12 protein-coding genes are annotated in these 16239 nt (G+C 67.7%); 11 read left to right on the top strand and 1 reads right to left on the bottom strand.

Annotated elements, in window-relative coordinates; all coding sequences use genetic code 11:
- Positions 1–118 precede the first annotated feature (118 nt).
- Together A4R44_RS30565 and A4R44_RS30570 are read left to right on the top strand one after the other, a co-directional pair.
- The gene (locus tag A4R44_RS30565) at positions 119–2452 is read left to right on the top strand and encodes a glycoside hydrolase domain-containing protein (protein ID WP_067588433.1); all 2334 of its coding nucleotides are present in this window, start codon (positions 119–121) and stop codon (positions 2450–2452) included.
- Positions 2453–3014: 562 nt separating this feature from the next.
- On the top strand, positions 3015–3317 hold the full coding sequence (locus tag A4R44_RS30570; RefSeq protein ID WP_338080414.1) for a hypothetical protein: 303 nt from the start codon (positions 3015–3017) through the stop codon (positions 3315–3317).
- A 1311-nt stretch (positions 3318–4628) separates the two neighbouring features.
- Here the strand turns inward: A4R44_RS30570 and A4R44_RS30580 are convergent.
- Entirely contained in the window at positions 4629–5051 is a 423-nt protein-coding gene (locus A4R44_RS30580) for a hypothetical protein (RefSeq protein ID WP_067588437.1), read from the bottom strand.
- An 869-nt stretch (positions 5052–5920) separates the two neighbouring features.
- Here A4R44_RS30580 and A4R44_RS52090 point away from each other — a divergent pair.
- The 9 genes from A4R44_RS52090 to A4R44_RS30625 all read left to right on the top strand — a co-directional run.
- Positions 5921–6736: an AraC family transcriptional regulator gene (locus tag A4R44_RS52090; RefSeq protein WP_304456050.1), complete on the top strand. Its 816-nt coding sequence runs from the start codon at positions 5921–5923 to the stop codon at positions 6734–6736.
- A gap of 137 nt (positions 6737–6873) precedes the next feature.
- Entirely contained in the window at positions 6874–7707 is an 834-nt protein-coding gene (locus tag A4R44_RS30590; protein ID WP_067588441.1) for an EamA family transporter, read from the top strand.
- Between the two features lie 182 nt (positions 7708–7889).
- Positions 7890–9896, top strand: coding sequence for a primary-amine oxidase (locus tag A4R44_RS30595; protein WP_232791851.1), 2007 nt, complete (start codon positions 7890–7892; stop codon positions 9894–9896).
- Positions 9893–10807, top strand: a complete 915-nt coding sequence (thpD, locus tag A4R44_RS30600; protein WP_067588445.1) for an ectoine hydroxylase — start codon at positions 9893–9895, stop codon at positions 10805–10807. Before A4R44_RS30595 ends, thpD begins: the two co-directional genes overlap by 4 nt.
- Positions 10804–12231: an aminobutyraldehyde dehydrogenase gene (locus A4R44_RS30605; protein ID WP_067588447.1), complete on the top strand. Its 1428-nt coding sequence runs from the start codon at positions 10804–10806 to the stop codon at positions 12229–12231. The genes thpD and A4R44_RS30605 overlap by 4 nt, the downstream gene beginning before the upstream one ends.
- A gap of 66 nt (positions 12232–12297) precedes the next feature.
- Complete coding sequence (locus A4R44_RS30610; RefSeq protein ID WP_067588448.1) at positions 12298–13440, top strand: hypothetical protein; 1143 nt, start codon at positions 12298–12300, stop codon at positions 13438–13440.
- Between the two features lie 23 nt (positions 13441–13463).
- Positions 13464–14297: a prenyltransferase/squalene oxidase repeat-containing protein gene (locus tag A4R44_RS30615; protein ID WP_157905043.1), complete on the top strand. Its 834-nt coding sequence runs from the start codon at positions 13464–13466 to the stop codon at positions 14295–14297.
- Positions 14294–15094: a tryptophan synthase subunit alpha gene (locus A4R44_RS30620; protein WP_067588452.1), complete on the top strand. Its 801-nt coding sequence runs from the start codon at positions 14294–14296 to the stop codon at positions 15092–15094. The genes A4R44_RS30615 and A4R44_RS30620 overlap by 4 nt, the downstream gene beginning before the upstream one ends.
- Before the next feature lie 8 nt (positions 15095–15102).
- A partial coding sequence (locus A4R44_RS30625; protein ID WP_067588454.1) for an acyl-CoA dehydrogenase family protein occupies positions 15103–16239 on the top strand: 1137 nt, incomplete at its 3' end.

Consider the following 16239-nt stretch of genomic DNA (forward strand, 5'->3'; position numbering starts at 1 on the left):
TCATTCTCCACCGGGCAGGAGAATGGGGGACGAGCCGACCGCGCGACAGTGACCTCAAAGCAGGCCGACCGCGCGATCATATTCGCGTCAAGGGCAAGTCGCATCAGGAGGGTGAAGCATGGCAGATCCGAAGGTACTGGAAGCGCAGAAGTGGGTAAACGCGACATACGGGGCGGTCGCCGGATATCGACGGTGCCCAGAGGACGGCCGCCCCGCCTGGAGCACCATGTACTCGTTGACCCGGGCCTTGCAACATGAGCTGGGTATCGCGGATTTGACCGACGCCGTAGGCCCGCTGACCCTGTCCAAGCTTGCGGAAAAAGGACCGCTGGGCCCTGGTTTTGCCAATGACAATATCATTCGAATCGCGCAGCACGCCCTGTTCTGCAAGGGCTACTGGGGTGGAGACACCTACGGCCGATACGATGCCAGCACAGCAGAATCGGTAAACTCGCTCAGGAGCGATACCGGAGTCGGAAACCTCATTGGAACTGTCGATCCGAAGCTATTCAAAGCCATATTTACAATGGACGCCTATGTTCTTCTCGCTGGCGGAACCGAGCAGATCCGCCATATTCAGCAGTGGCTCAACGGCAGTTACGCGGGGAAGTCGACCTACTTCATAGGACCTTGCGATGGCCTATACTCTCGCGACGTCCAGAAAGCACTGGTGAAAGCACTGCAGTACGAGTTCGGAATCCCCGAGAGCGATGTCAACGGAAATTTTGGCCCAGCGACAAAGGCTGGATTGCGCAATCATCCTCTCCAGTTCGGCGATTCCGGAATATTTGTGCAGCTTTTCAGTGCGGCCTGCGTGTTCAACGGCACGGTGGACAACACGTCAACGGCGTTCAAGAGCACGTTCGACGGCAAACTCGTCGAGTGGGTCAAGGCATTTCAAGTCTTCTCCGCGCTTGAATCCAGCGGCCGCGGAGACTACCCGACCTGGGCACAACTGCTGATTTCGACGGGGGACCAGGACCGCCCGGCCGGAGCAGGCGACACCCGGCACCACATCAGCGTGGATCGGGCCAAGGCTCTGAAGGCGGCCGGCTACCACGTGGTGGGCCGGTATCTCGACGAGCCACCGGACAGCACACTCGACAAGGAAATCCAGCCCGGTGAACTGGAAGCAATCTTCGCCGGGGACATGAGGGTTTTCCCGATCTGGCAGTACAACTCACGACGGCTCGAGGACTTCACTTACGCCCAGGGCCACGAACACGCGAGAAGAGCACACGACCGGGCGCTCGGCTATGGGTTCAACGCGGGCACGGTGATCTACTTCGCGGTGGATTACGACGCGACCGGCGAGGAGATCACCAGCAACGTTGTGCCGTACTTTCTCGGCGTTCAAGCCGGGTTGGGCACCATGGGCAGACGCTACATTCCAGGGGTGTACGGCTCACGCAATGTGTGTGCGCAGGTCAGCAGCCACGCCTACACCAGGTTCTCGTTCGTGTCCGGCATGTCCTGGGGATTCTCCGGGAACCTGGGTTTCCCCCTGCCGTCGAACTGGTCGTTCAACCAGATCAAGGAAATCCGCTTCAGCGCGGGCGGCGACACCTTCGACTGGGACCGCGATGTCATGAACCCGCGAGCCGGCAGCGACCGTGGCGCCGGCCCGGAGAACGTCAACGGCCGTGACTCCGCGCTGGATCGGGTGTTCCGCTACATCGACGAATTGTTCGCCGCTGCTGTCCGTTACAATAGAGGGGATCCCAGCCTGCGGGTCTTGGAGTACCTGCGCTACCCACACTATGTCGATCTCTATGACGGCTGGCAGACCCTGATCGGTGACGTCGATCGTGACTGGATCAGCTACGCGCAGGCCAATGGCCCAGCGAAGCTCGACCGTTTCAACGATACCGCAGGCGGCGTTTCGATCGATCTCGACCACCTCGGCGCTACTGCGAACGCCGTGCTGCTCAAGGGCGGTGGTTCTGGCATTGTCCCGGGTCGCGGCGATTTCGGTGGCTGGGGAGGAGACTTGTGCACCTTCTACGGCGAATGGCGCGCGCACAGCGAGGAGTACGCCTCCGGGTACCTCTTCTGCAAAGATCGCCTCGCGAAGATCACGGTACCGTCCACGTTCACCCTGGACGACCTGATCGAAGACGTCGACGGCTACCTCGTCGGCACCGCGGTTCGCAACGGCGTGAAGATCACCGACGCGGTACGAACTTATCTCGGCGGCGACGGACCGACGAAGAGGTTCGCCAACTTCTTCGCCCTTCGGCACGGGGGTGCCGAGCAGACCGTGTTCGACCTGGCGTGGAACATGCTCACCGGCAACACGTACGACGACCTGCAGCTCACCAGCTTGCGGTGGCTGGCGATCAAGTCGACGAGCGGAATGTTCGCCCTCGCCCCCGAAAGCCTGCCGAAGGACAAACTCACTCCGTTCGTCCAGGGCTACGCCGAACTGATCAAGACGCTCGCAAGCCCGTAGCAACGGACCAGGACGACCCACGCTTGTCATCGCAGTGCTCGGATCGGCGGGCATCCTCGTCTCGTTCGCGGTACACAACGCCGGCCGGAGTGCTGCGAACAAGCGGGTCAGGTGGTGTACGAACTTGCTCACCGCGGAGCGGGATCGCCTGACCGCACTGGCACTCGTCATGCAGATCGGGCTCAGCCTGAGGGAGCGTGTTTCCCCTGCGCCACATCCGGGCAAAGATGGGCATGCATCCCCGATCCGGCCGCCGCCTGCGGGGCAGCCACGCAAGCCCGCCGGGCCCGCCGTCGATGACGCGCCGAGCGACCCTGTCCGCCCGGCGATGACGGTGGTCACGCCGTGACGGACACGCACCTGCGCAGATCCCCGCGCAGCGGGACCTGGTGTTGCATCTGATGAACAGTCCACCCTCACAGCGACTGCTCGCGCTCTGGTGCCCGGACTGGCCTGTCGTGGCCGCGGGCAGGGCTCCCGGTCGGTGCTCCGGCGGCGGTTTTTCTCGCCAACCGTGTCGTCGCCTGCTCGGCGCGAAGCCCAGTCCAGATGCCCGAACTTGGTGGTGTTCGGCCACGATCCCGATCGCGACGCGCGACATTTCGAGACTGTCGCGAGGGCGGTCGAGACTGTCGCCGCGGACCTGGAGATCGTCCGACCGGGCATGATCGTGCTCCCGGTCGCCGGCCCGGCCGCGTTCGCGGGCTCCGAAACCGCCCTCGCCGAGCAGCTTGTCGACCAGGTCGCCGCGCTCGCGGGCGTCGAGAGCCAAGTCGGGACCGCGGACGGCTTGTTCGCTGCGACGCTGGCTGCGAAACGCGGGCACCTGGCCCCGCCCGGGACTTCCTCGCTCCCCTGCCGCTGACAGAGCTGAGCCAGCCCGGCGCCGACCTGGTCGGCCTGCTGCACCGGCAACGGGGCAGAACGCGCCCCGCGCAGCCGAGGATCTCCGGACGCCGCGACCGGATTCCTGGCGGCGCGAGCGGCAGGATCTGAGGATCTCGGCGAGGGCCTGTGAACGAGGAGCCGGATCGCACGGCGAACGACCGCGCGGAGTCGCGCCGGCGAGGTGCGCAATGTCGCGGCGCACGTCGAAGGCACCGCGGTCCAGATCGGCACTGTCGGCGGCGGACGTCTACGTAAGCGGGCAGGCGCGCCGCTCGTCGTCACCGTCCAGCAGCCCTCTCCTGATTTCGTAGCATCACTCGACGCTGCTGCGCCGGCCGAGCGCACTCCCCCGCCTCCTGAACCGAAACCCGTGAGCAGGCAGGGATGCTTCGATCTCCACGACCGCCCGCGCTTCGCGGCTTGGCAAGGCTGGAACGACGCTTTGACGGTCCTCGTCGAGGGTCGCGGTGCCCAGGCGGTCGTTCTCGCAGGCTTGCGGCCGGTCGTGCTGGCACGCCGCCGGCACGACCGATGACGAGCGTCTCCTCCGTCCGCCAGGTCTCGGAACCGCGTCGGTTCGTCCTGGATCTCGACGGCGTTCCCGCGGTTGCACCCGTCCGGGGGTCCGACTTCCCTTTCACGGTCACCGCGAGCGATCCCGAGCAGTTCCGGACCACGCTGGAACTCGGTGAGCCTGTCGACGTCGACTGGGTCATGGAACTGGACTGGATCTGCGCAGCCTGCACCGGCACGGTCCGGATCCCGGAAACCGGTCACTACACCCACTTTCCGCTGCCCGAGAAGTACCCTCCTCCGTGCAGCGCATGCCGCCCCGCTCGCACACACCGCGTCGACCGCGAACTGCATGACACGCAACCGCCGGACCACGACGTCGACGTGCGGAGGGAGAGCCGACGCGTTCACCGGTGCCGAGATTTGATGCTGTGCGACGCGGCGACCCGGGCTCTGGACCTGCATGCAAGCCGCCGGACCAGGACAGGGTTCTGCAGAGACCGTCGCTCCCTCCAGAACCGTCAACGCGTTCGCCGGTCGCGTGAAAGTCCGACACCTCAACCCGTGAGGACCGCCCACAGGGGCCGAAGCCATCCCGACCTGCTCGCTCCGCAGCGGAGGTCCAGCAGTCGCACGCCGCAGTCTCGCACGGATGCTCGCCGACCACGCGGCGCGACAGGACCGCGCGTCAGTACAGAACGCCGCCACGAGCGCACTGGTACCGCCCGGAATGCGGGCCTCGGGCACCCGCCAGGCCGAAACGGCGTTCCAGCTGTCACTCCCGGCCGGACACGTCCAGCTTGTTCACACGGGCACGAGCGAACACTCGTTCCTTCGCGGCCAGCGTGACGGCTGCGACCAACTCTCGGACACGAGACGCGTCAGCGTCCGCGACGGACGTCCACTCCGCTCGCGCGCGACCGATGAACAGGACCGTACCCGCGAAGACGTAGAGCGCCTGCCGCAATCGGGCAAGCCCCGCCGCCGACGTGGCATAGGCATTGTACTGATCCGGCTCAGGTTTCCCCTCCAGCTCCCGGTGCACCACCACAAGGCGCGGCGACAGCTGGAACTCGTGCACGCATCCGGCGACCTCGCCCTGCAGCACACGCGACAACACGTCGGCGTCTTCGCTGTCCGCAGCACGCTCAGCGACCACGTCCGCTGGGGTCACCGTCAGGTACTTCACGACAGCCATGGTTGCCTCCGCCAATACGATCCGGCTCTCTTCGCGGGACTGCGTTCAGCGCGTGAAGGACCGCCCGGGGACAGCTGGCGAGCGGTGCGTTTGCGGCCGTCGTCCGCTGTCGAGGACCGGAGCCGGACGTCGGCCGCATCCTCGCACGTCTGCCCTACGCGGACGCAGCCAGCGTGGTGCCACCTGTCGCCATCGCACCTGTAGGCCGCGCACACTCCTGCGCCACGCCGGGATTGGCAGCCACGATCGCGGCCGCTGCGGGCCAGCCATCGCCGTCGTCACCGGCTCCGCCGGCTGCCGCCTTCTGAAATCGTCCCCTCCATCCGCGCGATCATCGCGCCACGCACAAGCTTTTCGATCTTTATCAACCCTGCGCAACGAGACACAGCTGAAGCATAGCGAGACGCGACGCTATTCGGGCGGCAACCGCAGAGGAAGACCGTCCAGACGAATATCGCGCCAAGCGGCAACGTGAGAAACAGACCCGAATTGGCGTGTTTAAAACCGCAGAAACTGGATAGGCGCGGTCACCTGGCGTGACGCAGGTGGGCTTCTGGAAGAGTATTCCCCGCAGGCGTTGTCTCGATCAGGTGTCGTTGCTATACCGGAACATGAAGCGCCGTCACGCCGCGACGGACGTCGGCCAGCACTTGCAGGAACGGGCGGGGACAGCAAGCTGCGGGCCCAGAGAGCACGAGGCGTAAGGGAGATCGGTGTGCGCAGGCCATTAGGCGACTTCGTGCTGATCGACTCGGGCGGTTTCGACGAGGCCCGGACGTGCATGTCCGGCATTTGCGGCGCCGTCGAGTTCTGCTCTTGCTCTGAGACACCGGCACCCGGCATTCGAATTCACTCACAAACAACAGGAAATCTTACGATTTCCTACGTCAGCAGCGCGGAGCCCTTTCGGATGCGTCTCACCAACTCGGAGAACCTCTTCCTGGTGTGGCTTTCCTGCTCGGGGCGTTCGACGGTCGAGGCGAGCCGCTCGCGGACGCTGGTCAGCGAGCGGCGGGGCTGGGNCCGAGATCAGCTGGTCGCGCGATTGTGCGCAGCTGATCGTGGGCATCGATCGATCGAGCCTGGAACGACGTCTCGGCAGGCTGCTCCGGCAAGCCCTTCCGCAACCGCTGGCTTTCGAGGGCCCGCTCGACACCGCAAGCCAGCCGCTCAGCGGCTGGCACGACGGAGTGCAACTCTTCGTGAAGTCGCTCGACAGCCGAAGCAGCGCCCTCGAACACCGCGCGGCAGCGGATTCCGTGGAGGATGCCATCATGACGACATTTCTCGTATCGCATCGGCACAATTACTGGGATGTGCTCCAAGAGAGCGTGGACCTGGTGCCGTCACGGGCGATCCGGGAAGCCACCCGGCTCATCGAGAGCCGCCCTGACCATCAACACTCGGTCGCCAGCCTGGCGCACGCGGTAGGGGTCAGCGTGCGTGTTCTCGAACGAGGCTTCCGCCGTTACCTCGACATCACCCCGCACAACTATCTGAGAGACGTCCGATTGCGCCGAGCGCGGCAAGATCTTGAGGTCAGCGTCCCTGACGCCGTCACCGTTGCCGAAGTGGCGCGACGGCACGGCTTCTTCCATTTCGGACGTTTCGCGGCGACCTATCGCGACCGGTTTGACGAAGCTCCTTCGGACACGCTTCGGCGTGCGGGCGAGCTTTTCGGCTGATCGCCGTCATGGTCAGGTGCGATCGGTTGCGGGACGGCCGGGCGAGCACTATGCAGGAACCATGACCGCCCGTCACCGCAGCCGCACTCCGGCCGGCCCCCTGGCACCGTTCGCGCCGGAAGACCGGATGCGCGCGCGTGGGTGAAGTCTTAGCGCTGCTGTCGGCTTTGTGTTTCGGCCTCGCCGATTTCTCCGGCGGTCTGCTGTCGCGGCGCTCTCGTGCCGCATTGATCGGCTTCCTCGGCCAGGTCAGCGGGCTGCTCGCGACGGTCGTGGCGTCGTTGGTGGTCGCCGCGCCGCACGTGGACGCGCCGAGCCTGCTGTGGGGTGCGCTCTCCGGGATCGGCACCGGAACCGGGGTGCTGTTCCTGTATCGCGGCATGGGCCGGGGGCGGATGAGCGTCGTGGTGCCGCTCAGCGACGTCGGCGGGGTCGCCCTTCCCGTGCTCGCCGGGGTGGTCCTTCTGAGCAATCGCCCGTCGCTGCCCGCGTGGGGCGGCATCGTCGTCGCGCTGCCGGCGTTGTGGCTCATCGCCCGTGAAGGCGGCGACAAGGGCAACGGCTCCGCGAACGGAGCACTCGACGGACTCCTCGCCGGAATCGGATTCGCTCTGCAGAACATCGCGCTCGGTCAGGTCGACCCGTCTGCCGGAATGTGGCCGATCGCGATCAGCAGACTGCTTTCCGCGCTCACGCTCTTCCCCGCCGTGCTCGCGACACCGGGCCGATTCCGGATTCGTCCGCGGCTGCTGCTGCCGGCCGCCTTGACGGGAATCGTCGCCGCCGCGGCGATCGTCCTCTACACCTTGGCGACCCGCCAGCAACTTCTCGCGATCGCGGTCGTGCTCTCCTCGCTCTACCCCGCCATCCCGGTGGTGCTGGGAATCCTGCTGCTCAAGGAAAAACTGCGGCCTTCGCAAGTAGCAGGCCTCGTCGGCGCCGGCGCCGCGATCGTGCTCCTGGCCATCTGAGGGACCGCGGGCCGTACGCATCTTGGACATGACGGGTCGCTGAGGTGATCGCGACGGGCACCGCCCGGCACTAATGTCGTCGACATCCCAGATTGCGGCGGCACTCCGCCAGCGCGACGGAATTGCTTAAACAGCAGGCATTCCGGCTTGCCGCCGTCTTCGACGCCCCCAAGGAGTGTGTTGTGACTTCGGTGTCGTACGCCACAACCGGCGGTCGTGAAATCGCGGAATCCGGTCATCCTCTCGACCCGCTCACCGCGGCCGAGATCCGCAGTGTCACCAGGATGGTTCGCACCCGGCCGGAGGTGAACGACCGCACCCGGTTCGTCAGCATCACGCTGCTGGAACCGGCCAAGCACGCGGTGCAGGCCTATCCGGAAAAGCCCTGCCCGCAACGGGATGCGTTCATCGTGCTGCGTCAGCCCGACCGGAAGACGAGCTACGAGGCCACCGTGTCCCTCACCGGCTCCCAGATCACCTCCTGGCGGCAAGTGCCGGACGTGCAACCGGCGATCACGCTCGAGGAATTCATGGCCTGCAAGGCTGTCGTGCGCGAAGACGAACGCTGGCGCTCAGCGCTGCACGACCGCGGCGTGGCCGACGTCGAGGAAACGGTAGTCGATGCCTGGACGGTCGGACATCATCGGGAGGACGGCCGCTTCGACGACCGCCGGCTGGCGCACGCCCTGACTTTCGTTCTCGACGGCGAAGGCGACAACCCGTATGCGCGCCCCGTCGACGGCCTGCGCGTGCTGGTCGACCTGGACGAGATGTCGGTCGTGGACGTGGAGGACCGCGGCGGGCCGCCCTTGCCGCCGCACGCCGGAAACTACACCGAGGACCTCATCGGCCGCGAGGACAACTGGACACCGGTCGACCGGGTGCGCGACGATCTGCATCCGATCGTGCTCGCGCAGCCGGAAGGGCCCAGCTTTCGCGTCGACGGCTATGCCGTCGAATGGCAGAAATGGCGTTTCCGACTGGGATTCACCCCCCGTGAGGGGCTCGTGCTGCACCAGCTCGGCTTTTCCGAGAAGGGCAGGACGCGGCCGGTCGTCCACCGGGCGGCCTTGTCGGAGATCTTCACGCCGTACGGCGACCCGGGACTGGTCCACAGCCACAAGCAGGCGTTCGACGAAGGCGAGTACGGCGCCGGGTACATGGTGAACTCGCTCAGCCTCGGCTGCGACTGCCTCGGCGACATCACCTACTTCGACGTCGTCGTCCACGACGACCGCGGCGAGCCGATCACCATTCGCCAGGCCATCTGCATGCACGAGGAAGACTACGGCGTCGGCTGGAAGCACACGGACTTCCGCACCGGCGACGCCGTGACCCGCCGTGCCCGGCGGCTCGTGGTGTCGACTTTCTCCGCGCTCGGCAACTACCAGTACGGCTACTTCTGGTACCTCTACCTCGACGGCACGATCGAGTTCGAAGTGAAACTCACCGGCATGATCTCGACCGGCACCGTCGCCCCCGGCGAAAAACCCGTCTACGGCACGCTGGTCGCGCCGGGCCTGTACGGCCCGAACCATCAGCACTTCTTCAACGTCCGGCTGGACATGTGCGTCAACGGCAACGACAACTCGGTCTACGAGGTCAATTCGGAACTCGCCCCGCCTCAGGACAACCCGTTCGGACACGCGTGGCTGGCCCGCCGAACGCTGCTGGCCACCGAGCGGGAGGCACAACGGACCATCGACCCCGCGCACGGGCGGCACTGGCTGATCGTCAATCCGAACGTCCGCAACAGACTCGGCGAGCCCGTGGGCTACAAGCTCGCCGCGGGAGCCAATGTGCTCCCGATCCAGGCCGAAGGAACCGAAGCCCATCGCCGAGCCGGATTCGCCTACAAACACCTGTGGGTGACCGCGTACGACCCGGCACAGCTGTACGCCGGGGGCGACTACCCGAACCAGCACCCGGGCGACGGCCTCCCGGAGTACGCGAAAGCCGACCGTCCCCTGGACAACACCGACGTCGTCGTCTGGTACACCTTCGGCGACCACCACGTGGTCCGGCCCGAGGACTGGCCTGTCATGCCCGTCACGACCGTCGGATTCCAGCTCAAGCCCTTCGGCTTCTTCGACGGCAACCCCGCACTCGATGTGCCGGCGCCCACCCCGCACTGCGCGCCGGAGAACTCTCCGCACACCGACACCGACGACGGAAGGAACCAGCGATGACCTCGACGCTGGCCGACCGCTACCCGACCCGCACAGCGGATACCCCGCAGATCCTCGAACGCCCGGACCCCGCGGTATGGGGCGACCGTCCAGGCCCCCTTGCCGACCCCAGCCTCGACGCATACGCCCGCACCGGCTTCCTCGCACTGGAACACCTCTTCGACCGCGCCGAAGTGCAGACCTGCCTCGACGAACTCGATCGGCTCGGCGCCGAACTCCGTGCCGCGGAAGACGAACGCGTCGCCTTCGAGGGCGACACGAGACAGGTGCGGTCGATCTTCGAAGTACACCTGCTGAGCAAGGAGATCCGCGGAATCCTCGTCCAGCCCAAGGTCGTCGACATGGCCCGGCAGATCCTCGGCTCCGAGGTCTACGTCCACCAATGCCGGATCAACTGCAAACCAGGTTTCGACGGCGGGCCGTTCCACTGGCATTCCGACTTCGAAACCTGGCATGCCGAAGACGGAATGCCGCGGCCGCGCGCGTTNAGCATCTCTGTCGCCCTCACCGAGAACTACCCGTTCAACGGGGCGTTGATGATCATGCCCGGAACCCACGCCAAGTTCATCACCTGCTGCGGAACCACCCCGCCGGGCTACTTCCACGATTCGCTGCGACGCCACGAACCCGGAGCCCAGGTCGGCATGCCCGACCGCGCTTCCCTCACCCGCATGAGCGACGAGCACGGCATCGAGTGCTTCGCCGGGAAACCGGGCTCGGCGACCGTGTTCGACTCGAACTGCCTGCACGGGTCGAACGGCAATGTCACCCCGTTCCCGCGCTCGAACCTGTTCGTGGTGTTCAACAGCGTCGAGAACACCCTGGTCGAGCCGTTCGCCGCACCGGAACGACGGCCGCCCTTCATCGCGGCCCGCGACTTCACTCCCTTGGCCGAACTGGCGAAACGATGATCGCACTGAGCAACGTCGTCGGAGGCACGCGGACCGAATCGCAGAGCCGCGACCGGCTCCCGATCCGCAACCCCAGCGATGCGGTCGTGTACGCGACCGCTCCTCGATCCGGCGGCGCCGACGTCGATGCCGCGATGAGCGCGGCCGCCGCGGCGTTTCCCGGCTGGGCATCGGCCACGCCGAGCCGGCGGCAGCAGAGCTTGCTCGATCTGGCCGGCGTTCTCTCCGATCACGCCGACGAGCTCGTCGACGCGGAGTGCCGCAACACCGGAAAGCCGCGAGCGCAGATGTCCCGGGAAGAGCTGCCCCAACTGCTGGACCACATCCGGTTCCTCGCCGGAGCGTGCAGGTGCCTCGAAGGGCGCGCGGTCGCCGAATACGAAACCGGCTACACCTCCGGCGTCCGACGGGAACCGGTCGGCGTGTGCGCGCAGATCACGCCCTGGAACTACCCGTTGATGATGGCCGTCTGGAAATGCGGGCCGGCGATCGCCGCGGGCAACACGGTGGTCCTGAAGCCTTCGGAGCTGACGCCCGAGTCGACGGTGCTGCTCGCCGACCTCGCGGCCGCAGTCCTGCCTGCCGGCGTCCTGAACGTCGTCTGCGGCGATTCTTCGACCGGGCAGCACCTGGCGGCCCACCCCGTCCCGTCGATCGTCTCGTTGACCGGGAGCGTCCGAGCGGGCATCGACGTCTCTTCCGCCGCGGCAGCGACGCTCAAACGAGTCCACCTCGAGCTCGGCGGCAAAGCTCCGGTGATCGTCTTCGACGACGTCGACGTCGAACGCACAGCCGCCGGAATCGCCGCGGCCGCCTTCTACAACGCCGGTCAGGATTGTGCCGCCGCCACGCGAGTGCTCGTCCACGACAGCCGGCACGACGAGCTTGTTTCAGCGCTGGTGAAAGAAGCGAAGGCGATCCGGATCGGGGCGCCCGGGGACGCCACCGCGACCTGCGGGCCCCTGATCAGCGCGGCACACCGCGATCGCGTCGGCGGCTTCATCCAACGGCTGCCGCCCCACGCCGCGGTAGCGACCGGCGGCCGGGCGCACAGCGGGCCCGGCTACTACTTTCCGCCCACCGTCGTCACCGATGTCGCCCGCGACGACGAGATCGCCCGACAGGAAGTTTTCGGCCCAGTGCTCACGGTGGAACGCTTCGGCACCGAAACGGACGCCGTCGCCGCCGCCAATTCGGTCGACTACGGCCTGACCGCATCAGTGTGGACCCGCGATCACGGTCGCGCCCTGCGCACGAGCGCCGGACTCGATTTCGGCACCGTGTGGATCAACACGCATCTCACCGCGCCGGCGGAAATGCCGCACGGCGGATTCAAAAAGTCCGGCCACGGCAAGGACATGTCCGCCTACGGGCTGGAGGAATACACCCGGCTCAAGCACATCACGGCCGACCACCGGGCGTGACTTCGCCCCGACCACCGCCCGTGCGCAGTGACAACAGACCGGCAGGCGAAGCCGAGGGAGACCACCGTGACCTTGCTGACCGATGACCGGCACATCCTCGTCGGAGACATCCCGAATTGGCTCACGTCGATGATTTCCCGCTGCCCCACCCCGGACACCGACACCGCCGCGACCGACTGGGCCCACACCGCCCAGCACTGGATCCACTGCTGGGCGGCCGCCGCCGGCCGCCCGGTACCGACGATGTACGAGGCACTCGACCGGTTCGTCGCCACCATGCGAGCCGAAGGCGACCTCTCGGAGAACCAGATCGCCCAGGTCTGCCATGCCGTCGATCCCGGCAGGGCGCCGAGCCTGGCCGAGGGGATCGGGGCCGCGACCGAACGGTTCCTCTGGCGGGTCCGGCCCTGGATTCTTCCGTGGATCTCTTTCGCGCACTGGACCGTCAGCTGGTGCACGCACCGCCAGCGCGGGCATCTGCTGTTCCTGGCGCGCGACATGCTGACGACCTACCTGACCGCGCGCCGCCTCCACCAGAAGACGCCGTCCGGGCTGGACATCCGCCTCGCCCACGCCTCGCGCAGCGACCACGGCACGCTTTCCGACGTGCTCGGCCTGCGCACCGGCGAGCAGTACCGGCCCGGACGGGTCGCTCTGGTCGACTCGGGGTGCTACGGCACGGTCATGTCCCGCCTGGCAGGGCAGCTCGACCCGGCGGCCGTACCGGAGGACGAGGCGGCGTGCCTGTTCTTCTTCAGCCGCAACCCGAGGATCTTCGGATACCTCAACTACCTGCTGAGCCCGAGCATCCTCGAGCTGGACGTCGCGGGCACCGACGTGGCCGACTTCGTGATCTACGCCGGCGACGTGCTGGAAGCCATGCCCAAGCCGTACCGGGTCGTGCGCTCGAACGGCGTGCTGACGACCGAACTGCAGGACCTGCTGACGTTCTGCCTGGGCATGGCCGTGCTCAAGGAGGTCGACGACTTCTCCGTGGCCGGCCCGCCCGTCACCGTGCCCCAGGCCCAGCGGCGCGCCTTGGAGCTTTACGCCGCCTACGCCCACGCGGGCCGCAGCCGGATGCTCGCCGACTCGCTGCTGTTCCACGCCCCGGCGCCGCAACAGCTGCCCGACAGCTACGGCTTCGCGTCCCTGGACTACCAGAGCTTCCCGCCGCAGAACGAGATCTTCGGGTCCGCGCCCGGATGACCGACCGGAAGGAGCGCACCATCATGACCGAGCCCGCCTCATTCGTCGGCCGCTGTCGCGACAGCGCCGGTCTGCTGGTCGAAACCGACGAAGACCGGCCCAGCCTCGAGGCGACCAGATTCGGCGCCGAGGTCCTCGCCTTGACCGGATCCGGGCCCGAAGCCGCCGACCTCGGATTCGTCGCCGGCGCCCGGCGGGGCCCCGCCTACGCGATGCACCGGGGCGGCGAGCTTTCCCTCGGCGCGACCTACTACGCGCTGCGGCTGCACGAGCTCGCCGGCATCGCGGTGCCGGCCCCCGCCGAGACCGGCGCCTGGGTCGCCTCGAGCCTCGTCCGCGACGGCTCCGTCGGCGTCGACATGGACGACCTGTTCTACGGCATCCGATCGTTGCTCATCCTCGCGCTCAGGCTGGACCGGCCTGCCGAAGACGCCGTCCGCGAGTTCCTCGGCCGGTGCACCGCCGACGGCGGCGGATGCGCACTCGAGCCGGGCCATTCCGCTGACATCGAACGCACCTACTGCGCCGTCGCGATCCTGCAGTGGCTCGGCGCCGACGACGATCAACTCGCCGCACAACGGCACGCCGGCTTCGCGACCGCGTGCGACGACGGCCGGGGCCACATCAAGATGCGGCCTGCCGAACCCGCCTGGTCGTTGGCCAGCGCCTACTGGGGCGCCCGTACGGTTCAGCTTCTGGGCCTTCCCTGGCGGTGGGAGGCACTCGGCTCGGCAGTCCGCGAGTGCGCGCGGCCGGACGGCGGCTACAGCGCGCACGACGAGTCGACGCTGTGGGAGACCTACTGCGCACTGCGCGTGCGGCGCATCACCGCTGTCCGGCAGGGAAAGCCGACATGACCGCGGCACTGCGCGCGGCCGCCGCCCCGCGGGATCGGCTCGGGTTCGGGCTCTACCTCGTCCCGGGGTATCCGACCTGGGACGTCAGCCTGGCCGCAGCGGAAGCGGCGGCAGCGCGCGGGATCGACTTCCTCGAGTTCCCGGTCCTCACCGAACCGGAGTTCTCCGGGAGCACCGGCGGGGTCGTGGCCGAAGCCATCGCCCTCGCAGGCGAGCACCTTGACCCGCATTCGCCGCGGCTGCGGGACTGGCTGCGGCGGGCGCCGGCGGCAGTCGGCATCGTCTACCGCTCCGCCTGGCCGATCCCGGGCGATTGGCGGGCCGGCACGAGTGTGCTGTCCGCCTGCTCCGGGTTGTTGTGCGAGCACGACGCCCAGCCGTTCGCCGAGTACGCCGAAACCGCACGCCGCCACGGGATCCCGCTGGTGCCCACGGTCCGCGCCTCGGCCGAGGGCCTCGCCGACACCGAGGTCCTCCACCACGGCGACGGGTTCGTCTACTGCGCACTGAGCGGGGAGACCGGCTCTCGCGGCGACTTCGGCGACGGGCTCGAACGGACCCTGGACTCGGTGCACGACGCACGGCCGGACCTGCCGGCTTATGCCGCCTTCGGCATCCGCACGCCCGGCGACGTCGCCGAGATCGCCGCGCGCGGCGCGGACGGGTTCATCGTCGGCAGCCACGCACTGGCCCTCCTCGGCACCGCCGGCCTCGACGGCTTCGAAGGCTGGCTGGACGACATGCTCGCGGCCCGCACCGGCCCCGCGCCGGTTTCGGCTCCGCGCGCCGGAAACTAGGAGAGATCATGTTCACCGCGCCCTTCACCTTCACCTCCGAACAGGAGCGGCTCCGCGAGGACGTGCGGACGTTCCTCCGGGTCGACTGCCGAGAGGACCTCGTCAGGACCCGGCGCGCACACCCGTGGCGGCACTCCGACCTCGCCTACCGCGGGCTCGGCGAGCGCGGCTGGCTCGCGCCCGACTGGCCCGCCGAGTACGGGGGCCTGGGACTGTCCATTGTGGAGTCGGCAATCGTCGCCGAGGAGATGGCGCTGGCCGGTGTGCCCGACAGCGCCCGGGTCAACACCGTCGACAACGCCGGCTCCACCCTCCTCGCGGCCGGCACCGCGGAGCAGAAGGCGGAGTTCCTGCCTCCGATGGCCGCCGCGGAACGGCTGTTCGTCGTCCTCTACAGCGAACCCGAAGCCGGCTCGGACCTCGCCTCGCTGAGCACCCGCGCCACCCGGGACGGCGACGGCTGGCGGCTGACCGGCGAGAAAATCTGGAATGTCGGGGCCTTCGAAGCCGACTACGGCGTGTGCCTGGCCCGGACCTCCGAGGGCCGCAGCAAGTACGCGGGCCTGAGCCTCTTCCTCGTGCCGCTGCGCGCCGAGGGAGTGCGGATCGCCGAGGTCGCGGGGTTCAACCCGGAAACGTTCAACCGCATCGTGTTCGACGACGCCCCGCTGACCGCCAGCGCACTGGTCGGAGCCGAGGGCGACGCTTGGCAGATCGTCAACGAGGCGCTCGCGGTCGAACGGACCGGGGTGTACTTCTACGGGCACGCCCAGCGCTGGCTCACCCTGCTGACCGGGTTCGAACTGCCGCCACGGGCGATGCCCGAGGTCGACCGGCTGCGCTCGGACCTGTCCGCGGCCCGGTTGCTCACCTGGCGCTGCGTGGACCTGCTGGCCCGAGGAGAGGACGCCACCGCCGCGGCCGCCGCCGCGAAATGGTGGACCAGCGAACTCACCGCCCGCGTCGCCGCGCTGGTGTGGTCGGTCCGAGAGGTCTTCTCCGGCACCGAAACCATCACCCCGCGCTGGGAAGGCAGCGTCGAACGGATCGACGGCCTGCCCACAGCCGGCGTCGAACTGGGAGTCTCCCTCAGCGAAGCCCCGGGGCTGACCGTGGCAGGAGGGACGTCGGAGATGATGCTCGAG

It is taken from the genome of Amycolatopsis sp. M39 (assembly GCF_001651785.1).
GTDB classification, from domain to species: domain Bacteria; phylum Actinomycetota; class Actinomycetes; order Mycobacteriales; family Pseudonocardiaceae; genus Amycolatopsis; species Amycolatopsis rubida.

Coding starts and splice junctions, on each gene's coding strand:
- A4R44_RS30620 (WP_067588452.1), top strand. CDS start 14,294: ATGACCGCGGCACTGCGCGCGGCCGCCGCCCCGCGGGATCGGCTCGGG.
- A4R44_RS30615 (WP_157905043.1), top strand. CDS start 13,464: ATGACCGAGCCCGCCTCATTCGTCGGCCGCTGTCGCGACAGCGCCGGT.
- A4R44_RS30580 (WP_067588437.1), bottom strand. CDS start 5,051: ATGGCTGTCGTGAAGTACCTGACGGTGACCCCAGCGGACGTGGTCGCT.
- A4R44_RS30565 (WP_067588433.1), top strand. CDS start 119: ATGGCAGATCCGAAGGTACTGGAAGCGCAGAAGTGGGTAAACGCGACA.
- A4R44_RS30605 (WP_067588447.1), top strand. CDS start 10,804: ATGATCGCACTGAGCAACGTCGTCGGAGGCACGCGGACCGAATCGCAG.